Annotated in this window: 15 protein-coding genes and 1 riboswitch; of the genes, 3 read left to right on the forward strand and 12 right to left on the reverse strand. The window is 74.2% G+C overall.

Annotation, left to right across the window (positions count from 1 at the left end):
- The first annotated feature begins 164 nt into the window (after window positions 1-164).
- On the forward strand, window positions 165-1,001 hold the full coding sequence (locus QRT04_RS08355) for a CPBP family intramembrane glutamic endopeptidase (RefSeq protein ID WP_289455739.1): 837 nt from the start codon (window positions 165-167) through the stop codon (window positions 999-1,001).
- Between the two features lie 36 nt (window positions 1,002-1,037).
- On the opposite strand, the gene QRT04_RS08360 is transcribed toward QRT04_RS08355, so the two are convergent.
- Window positions 1,038-1,619, reverse strand: coding sequence for an HdeD family acid-resistance protein (locus QRT04_RS08360; protein WP_289454759.1), 582 nt, complete (start codon window positions 1,617-1,619; stop codon window positions 1,038-1,040).
- A gap of 208 nt (window positions 1,620-1,827) precedes the next feature.
- Here QRT04_RS08360 and QRT04_RS08365 point away from each other — a divergent pair, with 208 nt between their 5' ends.
- The gene (locus QRT04_RS08365) at window positions 1,828-4,482 is read left to right on the forward strand and encodes a lysylphosphatidylglycerol synthase transmembrane domain-containing protein (RefSeq protein WP_289454760.1); all 2,655 of its coding nucleotides are present in this window, start codon (window positions 1,828-1,830) and stop codon (window positions 4,480-4,482) included.
- 83 nt (window positions 4,483-4,565) lie between these two features.
- On the opposite strand, the gene QRT04_RS08370 is transcribed toward QRT04_RS08365, so the two are convergent.
- The 7 genes from QRT04_RS08370 to QRT04_RS08400 all read right to left on the reverse strand — a co-directional run bounded on the left by QRT04_RS08370 (window position 4,566) and on the right by QRT04_RS08400 (window position 13,440).
- On the reverse strand, window positions 4,566-4,943 hold the full coding sequence (locus tag QRT04_RS08370) for an SHOCT domain-containing protein (protein ID WP_289454761.1): 378 nt from the start codon (window positions 4,941-4,943) through the stop codon (window positions 4,566-4,568).
- Between the two features lie 429 nt (window positions 4,944-5,372).
- Window positions 5,373-5,447, reverse strand: a riboswitch (cyclic di-GMP riboswitch).
- Between the two features lie 194 nt (window positions 5,448-5,641).
- On the reverse strand, window positions 5,642-5,812 hold the full coding sequence (locus tag QRT04_RS08375) for a CsbD family protein (RefSeq protein ID WP_289454762.1): 171 nt from the start codon (window positions 5,810-5,812) through the stop codon (window positions 5,642-5,644).
- Window positions 5,813-5,912: 100 nt separating this feature from the next.
- A complete protein-coding gene (locus QRT04_RS08380) occupies window positions 5,913-7,127 on the reverse strand; it encodes an RDD family protein (protein ID WP_289454763.1) in 1,215 nt (404 codons plus the stop codon).
- A 74-nt stretch (window positions 7,128-7,201) separates the two neighbouring features.
- Window positions 7,202-8,065, reverse strand: coding sequence for an NAD-dependent epimerase/dehydratase family protein (locus QRT04_RS08385; protein WP_289454764.1), 864 nt, complete (start codon window positions 8,063-8,065; stop codon window positions 7,202-7,204).
- Window positions 8,066-8,112: 47 nt separating this feature from the next.
- Window positions 8,113-9,084 (reverse strand): aldo/keto reductase, encoded by a 972-nt coding sequence (locus tag QRT04_RS08390; RefSeq protein WP_289454765.1) that lies wholly within the window; start codon window positions 9,082-9,084, stop codon window positions 8,113-8,115.
- A 199-nt stretch (window positions 9,085-9,283) separates the two neighbouring features.
- The gene (locus QRT04_RS08395) at window positions 9,284-11,272 is read right to left on the reverse strand and encodes a penicillin-binding transpeptidase domain-containing protein (protein ID WP_289454766.1); all 1,989 of its coding nucleotides are present in this window, start codon (window positions 11,270-11,272) and stop codon (window positions 9,284-9,286) included.
- Window positions 11,273-11,628: 356 nt separating this feature from the next.
- Entirely contained in the window at window positions 11,629-13,440 is a 1,812-nt protein-coding gene (locus tag QRT04_RS08400) for an adenylyl cyclase (protein ID WP_326522455.1), read from the reverse strand.
- A gap of 278 nt (window positions 13,441-13,718) precedes the next feature.
- On the opposite strand from QRT04_RS08400, the gene QRT04_RS08405 reads away from it, so the two are divergent.
- A complete protein-coding gene (locus tag QRT04_RS08405; RefSeq protein ID WP_289454767.1) occupies window positions 13,719-14,510 on the forward strand; it encodes a putative protein N(5)-glutamine methyltransferase in 792 nt (263 codons plus the stop codon).
- 42 nt (window positions 14,511-14,552) lie between these two features.
- Here QRT04_RS08405 and QRT04_RS08410 read toward each other — a convergent pair whose 3' ends face one another.
- Genes QRT04_RS08410 through QRT04_RS08425 form a run of 4 tightly spaced genes read right to left on the reverse strand, consistent with a single transcriptional unit; the run spans window position 14,553 to window position 21,317 of the window.
- Complete coding sequence (locus QRT04_RS08410; protein ID WP_289454768.1) at window positions 14,553-15,248, reverse strand: TetR/AcrR family transcriptional regulator; 696 nt, start codon at window positions 15,246-15,248, stop codon at window positions 14,553-14,555.
- Complete coding sequence (gene atzF, locus QRT04_RS08415; RefSeq protein ID WP_289454769.1) at window positions 15,245-16,969, reverse strand: allophanate hydrolase; 1,725 nt, start codon at window positions 16,967-16,969, stop codon at window positions 15,245-15,247. The genes QRT04_RS08410 and atzF overlap by 4 nt, the downstream gene beginning before the upstream one ends.
- Window positions 16,966-20,607 carry an urea carboxylase gene (gene uca, locus QRT04_RS08420; protein WP_289454770.1) on the reverse strand — a complete coding sequence of 1,214 codons (3,642 nt, stop codon included), beginning with the start codon at window positions 20,605-20,607 and terminating at the stop codon, window positions 16,966-16,968. Before uca ends, atzF begins: the two co-directional genes overlap by 4 nt.
- Window positions 20,604-21,317: an urea amidolyase associated protein UAAP2 gene (locus QRT04_RS08425; RefSeq protein WP_407653608.1), complete on the reverse strand. Its 714-nt coding sequence runs from the start codon at window positions 21,315-21,317 to the stop codon at window positions 20,604-20,606. The genes uca and QRT04_RS08425 overlap by 4 nt, the downstream gene beginning before the upstream one ends.
- Window position 21,318: the final 1 nt, after the last annotated feature.

Here is a 21,318-nt window from a genome sequence, read left to right on the forward strand (position 1 = left end):
CGGGTGTGGACGACACCAGCACCACGCCACCGGCGGCGCCCTGCCTCCGTCCACCGCACGCCCAGGTGACGTCCAGCGACCCGGCCTAGGCTCCGGCCATGACGAGCCCCGCGGCGCAGCCGGACGCGCCCGACACCGGACCCGGCGACGGGCTCGCCACCGCGATGCCGGACGCCGCCGCAGGCCCGAGCGACGGGAGCGGCACCGCGACACGGTCCGCGTCGGCGCCGCCGCCGAGCGAGCGCGCGACCCGCCGCCGCCTCACGGTCGAGATCTGGATCGTGCTCGGCCTGTCGCTCGGCCAGTCGGCGGTCTACGCGGTCGTCGCGCTCGTCGCCAAGCTGACCGCCGGCAAGCCGCTCGCCTCCCAGACGGCGACCCTCAACCCGAGCGTCTCGCCGCGGCCCTACCTCGACCTCACCTACCAGCTGCTGGGCATCGGGTTCGCGCTGGTGCCCGTCGCGCTCGCGCTCTACCTGCTGTCGGCGAACGGCCGCTCGGCGTTCCGGCGCATCGGCCTCGACGTCACGCGGCCGTGGCGCGACCTCGGCATCGGCGTGGGTCTCGCGGCGCTGATCGGCATCCCCGGGCTCGGCCTCTACGCGCTCGCGCGGGCGATCGGCATCTCGGTCCAGGTGCAGGCGTCCGCGCTCAACGCCGCGTGGTGGACCGTGCCCGTGCTGATCCTCGCGGCCGTGCAGAACGCGCTGCTCGAGGAGGTCGTCGTCGTCGGCTACCTGATGGAACGGCTGCGCGAGCTGCGCTGGAGCGCGCCCGCGGTCGTCGTCACGAGCGCCCTGCTGCGCGGCTCGTACCACCTGTACCAGGGCTTCGGGGCGTTCCTCGGCAACGCCGTGATGGGCCTCGTCTTCGCGGAGTACTACCGCCGCAAGAGGCGCGTCATGCCCCTCGTCGTCGCGCACTCGATCATGGACATGGTCGTGTTCATCGGCTACGCGCTGATCCCGGCGCACATCCGGGAGGCCCTCCACCTCTCGTGACGGGCGCGCCGGGACCGGCGCACCCGCCCGGGGGCGTCATTCGCGCTGCGCGGGCTGGATCTGCTGCGCGAGGCTCCGCGTGGCAAACCCGCTGATGATCAGCACGACGCCGGCGACGAACGCGAACAGGCCGAGGATCACGATGATCACGGTGAGGGACGTCTGCTTGTTCAGCAGCAGCAGGAGCCCGAACAGGAACGACACGAGCCCGAACGTCAGCACCCAGTACCAGCTGATGTCGCGCACCCGGTAGAGCGTCACCGATCCGATGATCCCGAGGATGCCGAGCACCAGGATCCAGATGGTGATCAGGTAGAAGACGACGCTCACGGTCGCCTCGGGCCACGCCATGACGACGACACCGATGACGATCTCCGCCAGGCCGGTGGCGAGCCACCACATCGACCCGTCGACCTTCCGGTTGATCCACCAGTGGACGAGCGAGACGAGACCGTCGATCACGGTGAACACGCCCCAGACCCAGGCGAGCGCGTGCACGGTGTTGATCGGGTGCGCGAGCATCAGCGCGCCCAGGATCACGAGGATCGCCCCACGCAGCACGGGCAGCCACCACACGCGGCGCAGCCCGGCGGAGAGCTCGGCGACTTCGTCGGCCATCGGACCTCCCGGCGGGACGACGCGCGGACCCGAGACCGCGGTGGACGGCGTACCCGACGTTCGCACCGTAGCGACCGGCACCGTCACGCACCGGATGAATCGCCCACGGCCGTGCGCAGCCGTCGGCGGGTGCCTGTGACGGACGCCCCGGGCGATCCCACCGCCGACTGCCAGCGTCGCCGCGGGGCCGCTGCCTAGACTCGCCCCTATGTCCGCGACGCCCGCCGGTCGCGCGGCCGCCGACGGCGCGTCCGCGGGCGCCCCCACGTCCGACGAGGCGCTCACCCCCCACCGGGCGCGCGACCTCATCGCCGAGTCGGCAGGCGCGGTCGGCGTGGTCCACGCCGGGTCGCGGAGCACGGGCGCGCCACCCGCGCTGCCACGCCTGACCGGCACGCCGCCGCAGGACGCCGACGAGGGCATCACGGTCGACGACGTCCCGGCGCTGCGCGTGCACCACCCGAGCGACCTGCTGGGCGTCGTGCTGTCGGTGGTCGGCCTGGTGCTCGTGATGGGCGTCGCGACGTTCGCGCCCAACACGACGACGGGGGTCGCGGAGGACGTGCACGGCTTCTCCGCCGTGCTGCAGCGCATCCTCTTCGTGCCGGCGCAGGTGCTCGCGGCGCTCGTGCTGCTGACGAACATCATCCTGGTCTTCGGCAACCTCGCGGTCCGGCGGCTCGGCCGGCAGGTGCTCGAGGCGCTCGCCGCGACGGCGGCCGCGGTCGCGCTCAACGAGCTCGTGCTCTGGGTCGTCAACGAGTTCGTCGGCACCGACCTGCAGCGCGGCCTGTCCGTGCACCGCGGCGGTGACTGGGTCACCACGCTGCCGCTCTACGTCGCGATCGTGTCGGGCCTGCTGACGGTCGTCGGGCCGCGCGGGCGCCGGCGCGTCGTCGCGGCGGGCTGGAACCTGCTCTGGGTCGCCGCGGGCGTCGACCTCATCACCGCGCGCGTCTCGCTGCCCGGCCTGATCGTCTCCCTGCTGATCGGGCGCCTCGTCGGCCTCGCCACTCGCTACCTGTCGGGCGTGCAGTCCGAGCGGGCGTACGGCGGGGCGCTCGTGGCGGGCGTGCGCCGGGCCGGCTTCGAGCCCGTGCGGCTGACGAGGGTCGCCGACGAGTCCACCGACGAGGCCGCCGAGCGGCGCGGCACCCCGGCGCCCGAGCTCGGCGACGCCCCGGCGGCGCGCGCCCTGACCCGCTCGACCATGCACCGCGTGTACGAGCTCGAGACGGCCGACGGCCAAGGGCTCGACGTGGTCGTGATCGACGGCGACCGGCAGGTCGTCGGCATGCTGAGCCGCGCGTGGCGGTCGCTGCGCATGCGCGGCATCGAAGGGCGCTCGGTCGTGTCGCTGCGGCAGGCGACGGAGCGCGCGGCGCTGCTCGCGTACGCGGCGCGCGCCGCGGGCGTGCGGACGCCCAAGCTGCTCAGCGTCGCCGAGGCCGAGGACTCGATGCTGCTCGTGCAGGAGCGGCCGGGGCACGCCGTGCCGCTGGCGGACATCCCCGCCGACCGGCTCACCGACCGGGTGCTGCGCGAGATCTGGCGCCAGCTGCAGCTCGCGCACGACGCGGGCATCGCGCACCGCGCACTGACGAGCGACGTGGTGCTCGCGGAGCGCACCGACGACGGACCGATCGTCTGGCTCACCGGGTGGGAGCAGGGCGACGTCGCGTCGTCCGAGCTCGCGCGCCGCATGGACGTGACGCAGCTCGTCGCGCTCCTCGCGCTGCGCGTCGGGGCGCAGCGCGCGCTCGAGTCGGCCGTCGCGGTGCTGCCCGACGACGACATCGCGGCGGTCGGCCCGCTGCTCCAGACGATCGCCCTGCCGCGCGAGACGCGCGAGGAGCTGCGGGCGAACAAGCAGGTGCTCGCCGAGCTGCGCACCGCGCTGGTGGCGCGCCTGCCGCAGGCCGACGTCGAGCCGCAGCAGCTGGTCCGGTTCGGCGCGCGCACCGTGATGTCGATCGTGCTGACGACCGTCGCGATCTTCGTCGTGCTGACCACGATCAACGTCGACCAGATCGCGAACGCGCTGACCACCGGCGACTGGCGGTGGATCGCGCTGGCGTTCGCGCTCGGTCTCCTGACGCTGTTCGGCGCCGGGCTCGCGGTCGTCGCGCTCTCGCCGGTGCGCGTGACGCCGTGGCACGCGACGCTCATGCAGACCGCCGCGACCTACGTCGCGCTCGCCGTCCCCGCCGGCATCGGGCCCGCGGCGCTGCACCTGCGGATGCTCCAGCGCCGGGGCGTCAGCTCGTCGCTCTCGGCCGCGACCGCCGCGCTCGTGCAGGTGCTGCAGTTCGTGGTCACCGTGCTGCTGCTGCTCGTGCTCTCGCTCGTGTCGGGCCAGCACGAGTCGTTGCCCATCTCGCCGCTCGTGCTGCTGATCATCGGCCTCGTCGTGGCGTGCGTCGCCGCGCTGCTGCTGGTGCCGAAGGTGCGCCAGTGGGTCGCGGCGCGCGTGATGCCGATCATCGCGCAGGTGTGGCCGCGGCTCATCGAGGTCCTCGGGCAGCCGTGGCGCCTGCTGCTCGCCGTCACCGGCAACCTGCTGAACACGCTCGGCTACGTCTGCGCCTTCGCCGCGTGCATGGAGGCCCTCGGGCAGCACGCGAGCCTCGTGCAGGTCGCCCTCATCTACCTGACGGGCAACACCGCGGGCGCCATCATCCCGACCCCGGGCGGCATGGGGACCGTCGAGCTGGCCCTCGGCGGCACGCTCGCCGCCGTGACCGGCATCAACGCCGGTATCGCCGCATCGATCGCGGTGCTGTTCCGCGTGCTCACGTACTGGCTGCGGATCCCGCTCGGGTGGGTCGCGATGCGCTACCTCCAGCGCCGCGGCGAGCTCTGAGCGGACGTCGCCTCCCCTGGTTCCCGACGGCGAACCGGCCCGGTGCGGCGTGCGCACCGGGCCGGTTCGGCCTCGTCAGCGGATCAGGCGAGCGCCTTCGCCTTGAGCTGAGCGAACTCCTCCTCGGAGATCGTGCCTGCGTCGAGCAGCGCCTTGGCGTCCGCGATGTGCTCGGCGGGCGACTTGCCGGCGGCGACCGTGCGGATGTAGCTGTCGGTGTCCTGCTTGGCCTTGAGCGCGGCGCCCTGCGTCCGCTCGGCCATGCCCCGCCCGCGGGCGATCACGTACACGAGCGCGGTGAGGAACGGGAAGATGATCAGGAAGACGATCCACACCGCCTTCCACCACCCGCTGAGCGCGTGGTCCCGGAACAGGTCACCGAGGATCTGGAAGAGGATCACGAGGTAGGCGAAGAACAGGAACCACCAGATCAGCAGCTCCACCCAGTTCCAGAAAGTCATCGAGCCCAACCTTTCCTCGATCGGTGGCGGGCGCTCGGGCCCGGTGCAGCGAGGCTAACGGAAGAAGGCGCGAACCGGCACGCACCGGGCGTACCGGGCGCCGTGCCGTGTCGACGGACCAGCCGCCCGGCCCGCCCGACGGGAAGCCGCCCCAGCCGCGGCCCGGGAACGACGATCGCCGGCCGACACGTGGTCGACCGGCGATCGGTGAGAGGAGCGGGTTGCGCTCCCCGGGCGCGGCAGGTGCCGCGGGGGCGTCAGGCGGCCGCGTGGTCCCGCTGCGCCGGCAGGAGCTCCGTCGCGCCGCGACGCGACGCCAGAGCTGCCCAGTCGCGGATGCGCGCGACGGGAACGGCCGGGGTGAGGGGGGAAGCGGTCTCGGACGGGTCGATTGAGAACCCACGCTGGTCCATGTGACCTTCCTGTCTGTTCGGTAGCCCGGCTGACCCCGTGGGTCCCGTGGCTTTGCGTCCCCTCCTTGCGGAGGGTTTGCCGTTTCGCTGACAGGTCAGACAGTAGAGCAGGGACGGATCCTGACGGAAGCCCGCGCACCACCCAAATACGGACATCGGTCCAATTCACCCTCTCGGAGCAATCCCGGGCGCGAGAGGCCCCCCGACATGACGAAGGCGCCGGTCAGAGGGCCGGCGCCTGCGTCGGGAGTCCCTAGGTCGGGACCGCCATCTTGCTGCCGAGGGTCACTTGAAGGCGTCCTTGACCTTCTCGCCGGCCTGCTTGAGGTCGGCCTTCGACTGGTCGACCTTGCCCTCGGCCTCGAGGCGCTCGTCGTCCGTCGCCTTGCCGGTGGCCTCCTTGGCCTTGCCCTTCGCGTTCTCAGCGGCGTTCGAGATCTTGTCGTCGAGACCCATGGCTTCCTCCTGAGGGGTGTGAGGGATTCTCGACGCTACGCGGGGGTCTCGGGGGTCGCATCCGGACGGTTGCCCGGGGGTGGGTGAATCGCCCGATCGATCAGGCCACGCCGCACGCGGTGCCGGCGCCCGCCGCCGGCTCGACGGCCGCGCGCCAGACGAAGTCGTCGTCGACCACGAGCGCGCGGTCCGGCACGAACGAGACGCCGATGATCCCCGGCGCCAGCGAGGACACCCGGACGGTGCCGTGGTCGATGCCCGCCTCCGTCACATTCGGCCCACGGCTCACGTCGACGCTCAGGTGGATCGAGCGCGCGTCGTCCGGCACACCCGCGGCGTCGGATCGAGCCGGCCCGAGGACGGCCGTCAACGTCGTGACCGGCCCGCCGTAGACCCACCAGAACATCGCCTCGCCCTGGTCGGACCAGCTCCGCCGGACGCCGAGACGCGTCTCGGCCGTCCAGCCCTGCGTGATCAGCCGCGCCTCGAGCAGCCGCAGCCGGGGCGACGTGAGCCACTTCTCGTCGACGCGCGTCGTCTCCTCGGTCCAGCCACCGCCGGGCGTCGGTCCGATGTACCCGAGCGCCGGGCCGCCGTTCGCGCTCGCCTGGATGCTCAGGTCGCCCTGGCACGTCGCGTCGGCGCCCGACCCGGCCTCGTGGACGGCGAGGAGCGCGAGGAGGGCGACCGTGCACGCCGCGCCGGCGAGCGACGTCGCGACCGTGCCCGGGAGCAGGGGGACCCGGTGCGCGGCGAGCCACGCCACCGCGGGGTGGCGTTCCGGCGCACGCGTCAGCCGGGCGTCGCTCGACGCCAGCGAGTCGGCGAAGGTCCGCCGGCGGGGGTGCCACAGCGGTCGCAGGTAGCCGACCAGCAGGAGCACGTCGAGGAAGTGGGCGACCTCGCGGCCCACGGTGCGGAGCAGCCCGAGCGGTCGGTCGTCGGCCTCGCGCACGATCGCGATCCCCATCGCGCGCTTGCCCGGGGTCGAGCCCGTGTACGCCTGCAGGACCAGCAGAGCGGCGACGCTCACGAACCACCCGGCCACGGGCGCGTGCACGCGCGGCTCGTTCGCGAGGCTCACGCTCCAGGAGGTGTCGAACCGCCCTCCGAGCAGGAAGCTGACGGTCGCCACGATCCAGCCGTCCAGCAGCGCGGCCGCGACGCGCCGCCACCAGTGCGCGAAGGGTGGGCGCGCGTCAGGCCGGGGAGCGGGCTGCGCGGTCGCCGCCCCGGGGACCGCGCCACCACCCGGCGGCAGCCGCGGCGCGTCCTGGGTCAGGATCCCCGGCTGGCGCGGCTGCTCCGTCGTCATGCGCGGATCGTGGCAGAAGCGACGGGCGCTCGTGGCCGGTTCCGGGGACGGCTTTCACCGGGTCCGGCTGCTCGTCAGACGTGGTCGCGCCACGTGTGGCGCGGGTCGTACCCCAGCAGGCGGCGGGCCTTGTCGATGCCGAGCAGCGTCTCGGTGCCCGTGAGCTCGCGGCGCACGGGGACGCCGGGGAACCAGCGGGCGACGAGCTCGGCCGACGGCGTCGTCATCACCGTGTCGGGGGACGCGATGACGAACGCCTCGAACCCCGTGAGGTCGGACTCGAGGGCGAGCCGCACCGCGAGCGCGCCGTCGCGCGCGTCGATGTAGCCCCACAGGTTCCAGATGCGGCGCTGGGGGTCGTCCTCGAAGCCGGGGAACCCGAGCTCCGTGTAGTCCTCGACGTCCATGACGTTGGAGAACCGCAGCCCGATCAGCTTGAGCTGCGGGTCCCACCGCGTGAAGTGCCGCGCCATCTCCTCCTCGACCGCCTTGCCGAGCGAGTACGTGCTCTCGGGGCGGACCGCGTACTCCTCGTCGACCGGCACGTACGGCGGCGGCGTCTCGAACGGCAGGCCCAGCACCGTCTCGCTCGACGCCCACACGACGTTGCGGATGCCGAGCACCTTCGCGGCATGGAAGACGTGGTGCGTCGCGACCACGTTGTTGGCGAACGTCGCACCGCTCGGGCGCAGGCCCGGCGCCGGGATCGCCGCGAGGTGGACGACGGCGTCGACGCCGCTGTACCGGTCGTCGATGCCCGACAGCGCCTCGACCACCTGGCCGAGGTCCGTCAGGTCGACGCGCGTGAACGCCGCGGGCTGACCCGCGGGCGGCGGCGCCTGGTCGACGTTCACCACCTCGTAGCCGTGCTCGGCGAGGTCGGTGACCACCGCCCGTCCGAGCTTGCCGCTGCCACCGGTCACCACCACGCGCGTCATGCGCTCGACCGTACCCGGGGTCGCGGGGCTCGGGCCGGGACGGTGGGTCAGTCGGCGTCGAGCCAGGTGTGCTCGGGCGGGAGCAGCTTCTCGAGGTCGCGGAACAGGTCGTCCGGAAGGTCGAGCGACGCCGCCTCGAGCGTCGACGCGATGCGGGCCGGGCTGCTCATGCCGACGATCGTCGACGTGAACCGCGAGTCCCGCAGCGAGAACTGGAGCGCCGCGGTGCGCAGGTCCGTGCCGTACGAGGCGCACACCCGGTGCATCGCGTCGACCGCCGCCAGCACCTCGGGCGGGGCCTCCCGGTAGCCGTACGTGCTCGGGCCGGTGCCGGGCGCCGCCGCGAGGATGCCGCCGCCGTAGACGGCCGCGTTGAGCACCGCCATGCCGCGGGAGAGCGCGTCCTCGATGAGCGGCCCGGCGCTGCGGTCGAGGAGCGTCCAGCGGTTGTGCACGAGCATCACGTCGAACACGTCCAGCGCGACGTACCGCGCGATCTCCTGGACGCGCCCGCCCGCGATGCCGATCGCGCCGACCTGGCCGCGCTCGCGGAGCTCGACCAGCGCGTCGACCGCGCCACCCGGCTGCGTGATCTCGTCGAAGTCGAAGAACTCCGGGTCGTGCAGGTGCACGAGCGGCAGGAAGTCGAGGCCGAGGCGCTCGCGGCTCTCCGCGACGGATGCGCGCACCCGGGCGCCCGAGTAGTCGCTGCCGGACGGGTCGACCTTCGTCGCGATCGTCACGTCGTCGGGCTTGCCGTCCGCGAGGGTGAGCGCGGCACCGATGCGGCGCTCGCTCTCGCCGTCGCTGTAGCCGTTCGAGGTGTCGATGAACCGGATCGGGCTGTCGAGCGCCGCGAGGACGGTCGCGACGCCCTCGTCGGCGGGCACGTCCCGCCCGTACAGGCGCGGCATGCTGCCGAGCGGCGAGCCCCCGAGGCAGACGGCCGAGACCTGGAGATCGGTGCGCTCGAGCGAGCGGATCCACCCGGGCGTGCCGGGCGCGAACGGGCTGGTCATGGTGTGTCCTCCTCGGGGGTCGCCCCCATCTCAGCGCACGACGCGTCGCGGAGCGAGCCCGCGGGCGGGTAACGGCGCGCGTCGGCCGACGCGGTGGCGCGCCGACTGTGCGCCGAGATGCGTACGTCCCGCCGGGGCGCGTACCTCCAGGGACGGGGTTCGGCGGGATGTACGTGTCTGGCGAGAGATCGCGGCGGTGTCAGCCGTGCAGGAGGGTCAGGAAGCGCTTGAGGATCGGGCCGGCGGTCGTCGCGCCGAAGTCGCCCTCGTCGACGTAGACGCAGACCGCGAGGTCGCCCTGGATCGCCACGAGCCACGCGTGGTTCTTCGTGTCGCCCGTCGGGCCGAACTGGGCCGTGCCCGTCTTGGCGAGGACCGGGCCGCCGGGGACGTCCTGCAGGAGCGTGGCGGTGCCGTCGGTGACGACCCCGCGCATCAGCGTGCGCAGCGTGCTCGCCTCGGCGGCGGTGAGGGGCTTCGCGGGGGCGGCCGGTGCCGACGCGGCCGCGGTGCTCGTCGCGCCGGTCCCGCCCGTCGCGCCCGCCCCGCCGGCGCCGGCCACGACCGACGCCCGGTCGACCACCGACGGGTTGACCGTGTGACCGGCGGCGACTGAGGCGACGACCGTCGCCATGCCCAGCGGCGACGCCACCACCCGACCCTGCCCGATCAGCGACGCCGCGTGGTCCGTGCCGCTCGCCTCGGCGGGGACGTCGCCCAGGAACGCGGGCAGCCCGAAGGACGGCGTCCCGGTCAGACCGAGGGACGCCGCGGCCGCCGCGAGGTCGCCCTGCGACACCGTGTCGCGCTCGCCGATGAACGCGGTGTTGCACGAGTGCGCGAATGCGGTGGTCAGGGGGATCGAGCCGAGCTTGCTCGACGGGTAGTCCGGGGTGTTCCTGAACTCGCGGCCGGCGACCGTGACGCTCGGCGCGCACGCCATCGTGGTGCGCTTCGTCGCGCCGTCGCGCAGCATCGCGAGCGCGGTCGCGATCTTGAGCGTCGAGCCCGGGGCGTACTCGCCGAGCGTCGCGACGGACTGGCCGCTCGTCACGGGCCCGCTGGCCACGGCGAGCACGGCGCCGGTCGAGGGGCGGATCGCGACGACCGCGCTCGCGGGCTTCACGTCCGCCAGGACGCGCTCGGCGTCCTTCTGGGTGTCGACGTCGAGCGTCGTACCCAGCGGCGTGCCGGGCTTCGGGTCGACGTGGAACAGGTCGCGTGCCGCGCTGCCGTCCTGCGCGACCGCCCGGATCGTCAGCCCCGGCGTGCCCCGGAGCTGCGCGTCGTACTGCCGCTCGAGCCCGCTGAGGCCCGTCTGGTCGCCCGCGACGATCGCGCCGTGCGAGCTCGTGACGATGTCGGCGGTCGCGTCGCCGACCGAACCGAGCACCGGCCGCGCGAACGTCCGGGTCGGCGCGAGCGGCAGCTGTCCCGGCACGGCGTTGACGCCCGCCATGCGGGCGAGCTTCGGGATGTCGAAGTCCGGGTCGCTGTCGCGCACCGTGATGGCGACCACGAACGCCTTCGACCCCGCCTTCGCGACCTGCGCGGCGTACGCGTCGGCGTCGATCCCGACGGCCTTCGCGAGCGCCTTCGCGGCCGCGGCCTGCTGCGCCGCGGCGATCCGCGTCTTGTCGATGCCGATCGCGTGCACGGGCCGCGGGGTGACGAGCGGGTTGCCGTCGCCGTCGAGGATGTCGGCACGGGTGGCGCGCTCACGCTTGTCGACCAGCTTCTCGCCGTCCGTCAGGTCCGGCGCGAGGATCGCGGGGTTCCAGGTGACGAGCCACACCTTCTTGTCGTGCGGGTCGCGCGACAGCGATGCCTGCGTCGTGTACGTCCACGGCCGGGCGGCGCCGACGTCCCACGTGAAGGCGAGCCTGGCGGTGGCCTGGTCCTTGTCGTCGGCCGCGGCGGTGGTGGTCGCGACGACCTTCGGCGCCCACGGCGCGAGGCCGTCGTACGCGGCGGTGCGCGCGTCCGCCGCGGCGGTGGCGTCGGTGCCGGGCGCGAAGTGGACCGCGTCGAACGTGCCGGAGCCGACGGCGGCGGCGAGCGCCTTGCCCGCTGCCTGGGGTCCAGGGGGCTGCGACCCGCACGCCGTGAGCGACGTCGCCACCAGGAGCGCCGCGAGCGCTCCGCCCGACCACCGCGCCGCGCGCCGCGCGCGTGCCACCTCTGCCACCGACGTCTCCCCCTGCCTCGTGCCTGCCCCGTCACGTGCGGACGTCCGGTCGTCCGCGTGGGTTGCCCGGCTCAACCTGCCCGATCCGGGCGGTTCGTGTCACCACCGACGCCCGTCGGTGGACGAGCCTTCACGGGACCGACACGACCCGGGCGAGACGGGCGCGTCGTCGCCGCGACGATAGCGACTGCCGCGTGCGAAGGGACGCGGTTCGGCGAGCGGATCTGCGCGGGACGCACCGCCGCGGCACCCTGCGCCGCCGTCCGGGCACGACGGAGCGGGCCGGGTGACCCACACCCGACCCGCTCCGTGCGACCTGCCCGGCCCTCCTCGTCAGGCGGTCGCGGCCCGCGCCGTCACGGCGACGGGAAGGTGACGAGGAACGCCGGCCCCTGGAAGTCCGGCGTCACGGCGCCGCCCACGTCGTTCACCACGTGGTCGATCGTCCCCGCGTGGTTCAGCGAGATCGTCAGCACCGAGTGCAGCGTGACGCCCGGCCGGACCGGCACCTCGAAGCCGCTCGACGCGTGGAGCGTCGGGTCGACGTTCGTGTAGATGTACGCGCCCAGGCCCCAGGCCTCGTGCGTCTTCACGCCGTCGGCGACCTTGTACGCGGCGTACCCCGGCTTCGAGCCGTTCATCCACGCGGCCTGGTTCGGCGCGTCGTACGGGAGCTCGTTCTGGAAGAAGACCGTCTTCCCGCGCTCGCCGTTCCAGATGACGTTGTACTGCTGGTAGTGCTCGACGAACAGGCCGGTCGCCGTGACGTCGTTGCCGTTGACGACGACGCCGTTGCGGGCGGTGTTCACGGTCCAGCCCACGCCGGTGCCGTGGTCCGCGCGCCACGACCAGATGTCGTCGAGCACGGTGTTGTTCGTGTTGACCACGAGTGCCTGCGTCACCTTGCCGACGTGCTCGCCGCCGACGCGGAAGAACACGTCCTGCAGCGCGGTCGGGTTGGACGCGCTGCTGAGCAGGGGGTGCCGCAGCGTGCCGTCGAGCGTCGACAGGCCCGTGCCGAGCCGCAGCAGCGCGGGGCTGTTCTGCTCGCCGGCGTCGAAGATCAGGCCCGCGATGTCGATGCCCGGGACGTCGAGCGTCTGCATCGCGACGTTGCCGCGCGTCGGCGAGATCGTCGCGAGGCCGAGGCCCAGGACGACCGCGTTCGGGTGCGACACGGTGAGCGTCTTGTCGAGGCGGTAGACGCCGGGCGTGAACAGCAGGTTCTTGCCCGACATGAGCGCGCCGTTGAGGCGGCCCCAGCTGTCGCTCGGCTTCGCGACGTAGAACTTGTCGAGCGGGACCGAGCGGCCCGGCGTGTGGCCGTCCGCCCAGCTCGCGCCGCGGCTGTCCCGCTGCGCCGCCGGGACGAAGACCTGGTACTTCCCCTGGGCGTCGAGGTACAGGTACGGCCGCTCACGGGTGACGGGCGTCGTGTCGAGCGTCGTGTACGGCTGGCCGCCCGGCTGACCGAACGAGGTCGCCGGTGCTCCGACGACGCCCGAGAACACCTGGTTCCACACGCCGTTCGACCAGCCGTTGAGCGTCCCGTTCTTGACGAGGAACTGCTGCTGGCTGCCGCTGACGACGTTGCCGGAGAACGTCGAGTCGGAGATGAAGCCGCCGCTCGCGTACTGGGGGCCCCCCGAGCAGTAGTCCATGAGCGACGAGTTGCCGTTCACCGCGACGCGACGCATCGGCGCGGCCTGCGAGACGGCCCAGAACTCCGTCGCGGTCTGGCAGCCCTCGCCGCCGGCCACGTTGATCGTGAGGTTCTCGAGGGAGCGCCAGAAGTTGACGAGGGCGGTGCACCCGTCGTCGAAGCACTGGTTGAACACCTGGACCGCGCCGTTGATGACGACGTCGCCCGGGTCCTGCCCGAGGCCCGCCACCTCCGTGTAGTACCCGACCTGGAAGCGCAGCGGGTTCGCGGCCGAGCCGTACGTGCCCGGCTTGAAGAGGATCGCGTAGCGGGCGTCCCCGAACTGGCTCGGGACCTGCTGGTTCGCGATCGCGTCGACCTTCGCCTGGATCTGGTCCTGCGGCATGGAGGGGTCGAGGACGATCACGTTCGGACCGAGGTCGGCGCCGGGTGCGCCGTTCCCGGGACCGTGCGCGGAGGCCGGTCCGGTGACGGCGAGCGTCCCGGCGACGGCGAGCACGGCCACGGCAGCGACCCGTCCACGGGCATGGCGAAGCAACGAGGGAATCACTCGGGGAACCTTTCTCCGCACGAATCCAGACGCCGGCCGACGGCGCTCCACGACCGCGGAGGGCGCCGCCGTTGGCGCCAGAAAACGGGCATTCCGCCCGGTGCCTGCCAACGTAGCCGCCGCCGGGCGCGTGTCAACCCTTACCGCGTTGTAAGTGATGCCGACATCGGTATCGAAACGCTGCCATGCCGATTTCGGCGGCCGCGCCACGTGGCGCCGCGCAGAATGACGGCGTGCCGCTCACCCTTTCGTCCGACGACGACGCCGCGCTCGTCGCCCGGCTGCGCGCCGCGGGGTGCGTCTGGGCCGAGGACGAGGCAGCCGTGCTGCGGGAGTCGGCGACGAGCGTCGCCGACCTCGACGACCTGGTCGCGAGGCGCGTGGCCGGGGAGCCGCTCGAGCTCGTCGTCGGGTGGGCCGAGCTGTGCGGGCTTCGCGTGGCGGTCACACCGGGCGTGTTCGTGCCGCGCCGGCGGAGCGAGCTGCTCGCGCTCGCGGCGGTCGCGGCCGCGCGGCCGGGAGACGTCGTGGTCGACCTCTGCTGCGGGTCCGGCGCGCTCGGGGCGGTCGTCGCCGCGCGGGTGCCCGGGGTCGAGGTGTGGGCAGTCGACGTGGAACCCGCCGCGGTGGCGTGCGCGCGGCAGAACCTCGTGGGCGTCGGCGGGCACGCGCTGCTCGGGGACCTCGACGCGCCGTTGCCCGAACGGCTCGCCGGCCGGGTCGCGGTGATCGTCTGCAACGCGCCGTACGTGCCGACCGGCGACGTCCCGTTCCTCCCCGCCGAGGCGCGCCTGTTCGAGCCGCTCGTGACGCTCGACGGAGGCGCCGACGGGCTCGACGTGCAGCGCCGGGCCGCTGCAGTGGCGCCCCGGTGGCTCGCGCCCGGGGGGACGTTACTGATCGAGACGAGCGACCGGCAGGCGGCCGCCACGGTGGCGGCGTTCGAGGACGCGGGGCTCCGGGGCGTACGCGTGCTGGCGGACGACGAGCTCGAGGCGACCGTGGTCGTCGGCGTGCGCGGCTGAACCGTCGCGTGCGGTCGCGCAGCCGGCCAGCGTGGCCGAGCGTCAGCCCAGCCGGCCGGCCGCGCCGCTCGTGGGTGTGAGCAGCGCCTCCGCCGCGGCGCGCGCGGTCGCGACGGCCGGAGCGTCCAGGCCGCACGCACGCAGGCACGTCGAGGCGATGGCGTGCGCGTCGGGACTCTCCTCGCCCGCCCGCCGCAGCGGGATCACGACCTCGACGAGCTGGATCAGCAACGCACCCAGGAGGTCCGCGCCGAGCGCGGCACGCACCGCCGGGGTGCCGGCCGCCGCGGCGAGCCGGCCGTACGTCTGCTGCAGCTCGAGGCGCGCCGCCCGGAACGCGTCGAAGCGCTCGCTGTCGACCTCGGGCAGCAGGTACAGCGTGCCGATGTTGTGCGGCGTCGCCGCGAGCGTGGCGACGTCCGCCTGCGCGAGCGCGTAGAGCGCGCCGGCGGGGCTCACCTCGTCCGGGACGCGCGCCTCGACCGTGCGCACGAACTCGAGGCTGGGCCGCACCGACGTCGTCAGCAGCTCGGCGAGGAGCTCGTCCTTACCCGCGAAGTGGTAATACAGCGACGCCTGCCTGATCCCGACCCGCTCGGCGATCTGGCGTGTCGAGGTCGCGGCGACCCCCTGCTCGACGAACAACGCCGCCGCGGCGTCGAGGATCTGCTCGCGCCCGGTGCCGGCCAGCTCCGTCGGCGTCGCGCGCGGCCGGCCCGGACCCGGGCGCGCCGTCACCGACGCGCCTCCACCGCCGGGGCGCCGGCCGCCAGGTACGCGCGCCAGCCACCGAACGCGGTGATGTCACGCGCACCCCGCACGGCGTACGGCTCCACGAGGAAGCCCGAGACCTCCGAGCCGTCGTCGAGCACGACGGTGCCGATCGTCATCGGCGCGCGGAGGCCGGCCACGAAGGCACCGTACCCGGCGGCCGGGAGCCGCCACACCTCGCCGACGACGGACCCGCCCGGCTCGTCGTCGTCGGGCGAGACCCGCAGCAGGCCGGGCTTCGGAGGCGTGGTGCCGAGCGCGGAGAGCCGGTAGAGCGGGGCCGTCCGCGCGTCCCGCACCCAGCTGCCACCGGCGGCGACGAGCTCGCGGTTGAGCGGCTGCCCGGCGAGGTGGGCACCGACGACGAAGAGCTCGAGCGTCACGTCGGCGGCCCTGTGCGCGAGCGCCGCCAGGACGTCGTCGCTGAACGCCGGCCCCGTGAGCATGACCCCGAAGGGGAGGCCCGCCACGTGGCCGGCCGGCACCGCGAGCGCCGCCAGGTCCAGCAGGTTGGCGAAGTTGGTGAACCGGCCGAGCCTCGTGTTGACGGCCACGGGGTCGGCCGCGACCTCGTCGAGGGTCGGGTGCGAGGTCGTCGTGGGCGTGAGGAGCGCGAGCGTGCCCGCCAGCGCGTCGCGCGCCCGCGCCGCGAGGTGGTCGAGCCGCTCACGATCGGCGAGGAGGTCCGCTGCCGAGGGCAGCGCACCCGCGAGCACGATGCGGGCGACGGTGGGGTCGAGGTCGCCGCCGATCTCGTCCCGGTGCGCCTCCAGGTGGGCGCCCACGGCGGCGTACCGCTCGGCCACGAACGCGCCGCCGTAGAGCAGCTCGGCGGCCTCGAGCAGCGGCTCGACGTCGACCTCGACGACCTCGAGGCCTGCGGCGGCGAACCGCTCGACCGCGGCGGCGAACGCCGCCCGCCAGCCGGGCGCGAGGTCGCCGAGCTGGTGCGGGAGCGGCACGGCGATGCGACCGCGCCCGCCGCCGGCGACCGGCGGCGCCGCGCTCGGGATGCGCGCCAGCGGGTCGAGGCCGTCCGGTCCCGCGAGCAGCTCGCTGACCCGCCGCGCGAGCCGGAGCTCGCGGGCGAACACGCTCACGCAGTCCAGGCCTCGGCAGGCGGGCACGACGCCCGTCGTCGGGAGAAGACCGCGCGTGGGCTTGACCCCGACGATCCCGTTGAGCGCGGCCGGGACGCGCCCGGAGCCGGCGGTGTCCGTGCCGAGCGCGACGTCGACCATCCCGAGCGCGACCGCGACGGCCGACCCCGACGACGAGCCGCCGGAGATCCGTGCGGGGTCCCACGCGTTGCGCACCGCGCCGTAGGGGCTGCGCGTGCCGACGAGGCCCGTCGCGAACTGGTCGAGGTTCGTCTTGCCCACGACCACCGCACCGAGCGCCCGGAGGCGCGCGACGACGGTGGCGTCCCGCGCGGGGCGGTAGGCGTACGTCGGTGCACCCGCCGTGGTCGGCAGGCCGGCCACGTCGATGTTGTCCTTCACCGCCGCGACGAGCCCCGCGAGCGGCAGGTCCGCCCCGCCCGCGACGCGCTCGTCGACCGCGGCGGCCTCCCGCAGGGCGTCGTCCTCGGAGCGGAGGGCGATCCAGACCTCCGGGCGCTCGGCCAAACGGATCCGCGCGTACGCCGCACGGACGCGGTCGCTCGACGCGAGGTGGGCGGCGGTCATCGGGCCGCGCCGATCGCCGCGAGGACCTGGCCGGGTCCCACCTGCTCGCCGGGGCGCACGTAGACCTCGAGCACGACGCCGTCGTGCGGCGAGTCGACGCGCGCCTCCATCTTCATCGCCTCGACGGACAGGATGCGGTCCCCCGTCGCCACCAGGTCGCCGGGCTCGACCGCGAGCTGCCACACCGTCGAGGTGAACGGCGCCACGACCGGCGCCGAGCCGGCCGGGAGCTCGACGTCGGCCGCGGGCGCGGCGGCGGGCTCGTGCACGCGGTCGAACTCGCCGGCGGCGCGCCACCGGTCCTTCTCGGCCGCGAACGCGGTGGCCTGCCGTTCCCGGAACTCGGCGATCGAGCCGGCGTGCGCCTCGAGGAACGCCTCGTGCTCCGCGATCGAGAACGTGCCGTCCGTCGTCTCGGGCGTGAACCGGCCCGCGTCCGTCTCGGCGCGCAGCTCGAGCAGCTCGTCGGCGCTCACGGGGTACCACTCGATCCGGTCGAAGAACCGCAGCGACCACGGGTGCTCCGCGAACGGCCCCGAGCGGCGGAACCGGTTCCAGATCTGCGTGGTGCGCCCGACGAACTGGTACCCGCCAGGGCCCTCCATGCCGTAGATGCAGAGGTAGGCGCCGCCGATGCCGACCGAGTTCTCCGCGGTCCACGTGCGGGCCGGGTTGTACTTCGTCGTCACGAGCCGGTGGCGCGGGTCGAGCGGCGTCGCGACGGGCGCGCCGAGGTACACGTCGCCGAGGCCGAGCACGAGGTACGACGCGTCGAAGACCGTGCGCTGCACGTCGTCGACCGTGTCGAGCCCGTTGATGCGCCGGATGAACTCGATGTTCGACGGCGTCCACGGCGCGTCGTCGCGGACGCCCGCCATGTACCGCTCGATCGCGAGCCGCGTCGCGGGGTCGTCCCACGAGAGCGGCAGGCGCACGGTGCGCGAGGGGACGACGAGCTCGTGCGTCGGCGGCACCTCGTCCTCGAGCTCGCGCAGGAGGCGTGCCATGTCCGAGGCGCGCAGCACGCGGGCGTCGGTGTGGACCTGGAGCGACCGGATGCCGGGCGTCACGTCGAGCACGCCGGGGACCGCCTGGTCGACGAGCAGCCGCTGGAGCGCGTGGACCCGCATGCGCAGGCCGAGGTCGAGCGTCATCGGCCCGTACTCGACGAGCACGTTGTCGTCGCCGTCGCGGCGGTACGTCACCGCCGGCCGCGTGTCGTCGGCGTCGAGCCGGCCGAGCACGCCGTCGTCGCCGTCGCCGCCGGCGGACCGGACGAGGGGCGTCGCGCACGCCAGCGCGCGGGCGGCGGCGACCTCCTCGCGCACGCGCACGAACTGGACCGTGTCACCCGGCCGCAGCTGGCCGAGCTTCCACAGGTCGCCGCTCGCCACGACGGCCGGGCACACGAAGCCGCCGAGCGACGGGCCGTCCGGGCCGAGCAGGATCGGCGTGTCGCCCGTGAAGTCGATCGCCCCCACGGCGTACGGGGTGTCGTGGATGTTCGACGGGTGCAGGCCGGCCTCGCCGCCGTCGGCGCGCGCCCACGCGGGCTTCGGTCCGACGAGCCGGATGCCCGTGCGCGCCGAGTTGTGGTGCACCTCGTAGCTCGTCGCGTAGAGCTCGTCGAGGTCGGCGCGCGTGAAGAACTCCGGCGCGGCGTGCGGACCCTCGACGACCGCCACCTGCCAGGCGTGCGTGAACGCGGGCCGGCGCTCGGGCGGGGTCGGGCCGCCGAGCCGACCCATCACCTGGTCGGCCGCGAAGGCAGGGTGGGGTGCGCTCGCGTCGGGCTCTCCCGGCCGCAGCACGTCGCCGGCGACGAGGGCGCGGCCGGCGTGGCCCCCGAACGCGCCGAGCGTGAACGTCGACGCGCTGCCGAGGTACGTGGGGACGTCGAGCCCGCCGCGCACCGCGACGTACACCCGCAGGCCCGGGCCGTCGACCGCCCCGATCGCCAGCGTGCCGCCCGCCGGGACCTCGACCGGCTCCCACTGCGGCACCGCGAGCCCGTCCACGAGCACGTCGGTCGGCGCGCCGGTCACGCAGACCACGGACGCGACCGAGAACCGCAGCGTCGGGCCCGTCGCCGTGACCTCGAGGCCCGGCGCGCCGGGCGGGTTCCCGACCGCGAGGTTCGCCTCTGCGAACGACAGCGCGTCGAACGGGCCGCTCGGCGGGACCCCGACCTGCCAGTAGCCCAGCCGGCCGGGCAGGTCCTGCACGGTGGTCAGCGCGCCGGGTGCGAGCACGTCGATGCGTGGCTGCGGGTCGTCGGTGGTGTCGAGCGTCGACGTCGAGTGCACCGCGGCGCGCAGCTCGAGCTCGTCGACGAGGGAGCGCAGCAGGCCGAGGTTGGTGACGATGCCGTCGACCTGGCTCGCGTCGAGCGCCTCGCCGAGCAGGTCGAGCGCGTCGTGGCGCGTCGGCCCCGTCGCGATGACCTTGGCGAGCATCGGGTCGTACCACGCGGACACCTCGGTCCCCGTCTCGACCCAGCCGTCCACGCGCACGTCCGTGATCGCGGGCGCGCCGTCGCCCGGGAACACGGCCCGCGTGACCAGGCCGGACGACGGGAGCGAGCCCTTCGCCGGGTCCTCGGCGTAGACGCGGGCCTCGACCGCGAAACCGCACGGGCTCGGGTCCCGCTCGAACAGCGCCGGGTCCAGCCCCGCGGCACCGTCCCGCGCGAGGGTGAGCATGAGCGCCACCAGGTCGACGCCGTAGACCTGCTCGGTGACGGGGTGCTCGACCTGCAGCCGCGTGTTCACCTCGAGGAACGACGCCTCCTCGCGGACCGGGTCGTAGACGAACTCGACGGTGCCCGCGCTGCGGTAGCGCTCGGCCGCTGCCAGCGCCCGCGCCGACTCGTGCAGGCGCGCGCGCACGTGGTCCGGCAGCGCGGGTGCCGGCGCCTCCTCGATGACCTTCTGGTTGCGCCGCTGCAGCGAGCAGTCGCGGTCGCCGACCACGGCGACGCGGCCCTCCCCGTCGCCGAACAGCTGGACCTCGACATGCCGCGCCGGGCGGACGAGCCGCTCGAGGAAGACGCCGGCCGAGCCGAAGTTCGCGGCCGCGAGCGCCGCGACGGCCGCGAACGCCTCGCGCACCTCGTCCACCGTGGCGCAGGCCTTCATGCCGATGCCGCCACCGCCGCCGGTGGCCTTCACCATCACCGGGAGGCCGATCCGCTCGGCCTCCGCGACGGCCTCGTCCACGTCCCGGAGCAGCGCCGTCCCGGCGAGCATCGGCACCCCGGCGGCGCGCGCGAGCTCGCGTGCGGTGTGCTTCTCGCCGAACCGGACGATCTGCTCCGGGGTCGGCCCGACGAACGCGATGCCCGCGGCCTCGACCGCGCGGGCGAAGTCGACGTTCTCCGAGAGGAAGCCGTAGCCCGGGTGGATCGCGCCCACGCCGTGGGCGAGCGCGGCCTCCACGATCGCGTCGCCGCGGAGGTACGACTCGCGCGCGGGCGAGGGCCCGAGCCGGACCGCGACGTCCGCCTCCCGGACGTGCGGCGCGGCCCGGTCCGCGTCCGAGAACACCGCGACGGTCCGCATGCCGAGGGCGTGCGCCGTGCGCTGGATGCGGCGGGCGATCTCGCCGCGGTTCGCGACGAGGATCGTGTCGAAGCTCATGCGTGGTCCCTCGTGACGATCATGCGCAGCGGCGTCGGGTTGAAGTCGTTGCACGGGTTGTTCATCTGCGGGCAGTTCGAGACGACGACGAGCACGTCCCGCTCGGCCCGGAAGGCGACGCGGCGCCCCGGCCCGGACATCCCGTCGACGATGCCCAGCGAGCCGTCGGCCTCGACCGGCACGTTCATGAACCAGTTGAGGTTCGAGACGAGGTCGCGCACGCCGAGCCCGTGCCGCGCCCCCTCGGTGAGGAAGTTCTCCCGGCACGCGTGCTGGTACGCGACGTGCTGGCCGTAGCGCAGCGTGTTCGACTCCTTGGAGCACGCGCCGCCGATCGTGTCCTGCCGGTCGACCTCGTTCGCGACGACGGTCGCCATCGGCCGGCCGAGGTTCGAGCGCAGCACCGTCCCCGTGCGGACGTAGACGTTGCCCTGCCACGCGACGGTGTCCGGCACCGAGTACCGCTCGGCGGTGTCGTGCGCGTCGAAGAGCAGGCAGTCGGCCGACTGGTTGCCGCCCACGTCCACGATCGTCAGCACGTCGCCTGCCCGGACGACCGCCGACCACGACGCGTTCGGCTCGACGCGCTCGTCGAGCACGATCCGGCCCGGCACGAGCGGCCCGGACCAGTCGAGCGCGGTGCCGGGCGCGAAGGTCGCGCCGACCGGGACGGTCGTCCGCGGCGGCAGCGGCCGGGGGGTCGTCGTCAGC

The organism is Cellulomonas alba (genome assembly GCF_030362835.1).
Lineage (GTDB): Bacteria > Actinomycetota > Actinomycetes > Actinomycetales > Cellulomonadaceae > Cellulomonas > Cellulomonas alba.

Excerpts from the sequence above, each read along its gene's own strand:
- QRT04_RS08355 (WP_289455739.1), top strand. The coding sequence starts at position 165 with ATGCCGGACGCCGCCGCAGGCCCGAGCGACGGGAGCGGCACCGCGACA.
- QRT04_RS08360 (WP_289454759.1), bottom strand. The coding sequence starts at position 1,619 with ATGGCCGACGAAGTCGCCGAGCTCTCCGCCGGGCTGCGCCGCGTGTGG.
- QRT04_RS08365 (WP_289454760.1), top strand. The coding sequence starts at position 1,828 with ATGTCCGCGACGCCCGCCGGTCGCGCGGCCGCCGACGGCGCGTCCGCG.
- QRT04_RS08370 (WP_289454761.1), bottom strand. The coding sequence starts at position 4,943 with ATGACTTTCTGGAACTGGGTGGAGCTGCTGATCTGGTGGTTCCTGTTC.
- QRT04_RS08375 (WP_289454762.1), bottom strand. The coding sequence starts at position 5,812 with ATGGGTCTCGACGACAAGATCTCGAACGCCGCTGAGAACGCGAAGGGC.
- QRT04_RS08380 (WP_289454763.1), bottom strand. The coding sequence starts at position 7,127 with ATGACGACGGAGCAGCCGCGCCAGCCGGGGATCCTGACCCAGGACGCG.
- QRT04_RS08385 (WP_289454764.1), bottom strand. The coding sequence starts at position 8,065 with ATGACGCGCGTGGTGGTGACCGGTGGCAGCGGCAAGCTCGGACGGGCG.
- QRT04_RS08390 (WP_289454765.1), bottom strand. The coding sequence starts at position 9,084 with ATGACCAGCCCGTTCGCGCCCGGCACGCCCGGGTGGATCCGCTCGCTC.
- atzF (WP_289454769.1), bottom strand. The coding sequence starts at position 16,969 with ATGACCGCCGCCCACCTCGCGTCGAGCGACCGCGTCCGTGCGGCGTAC.
- uca (WP_289454770.1), bottom strand. The coding sequence starts at position 20,607 with ATGAGCTTCGACACGATCCTCGTCGCGAACCGCGGCGAGATCGCCCGC.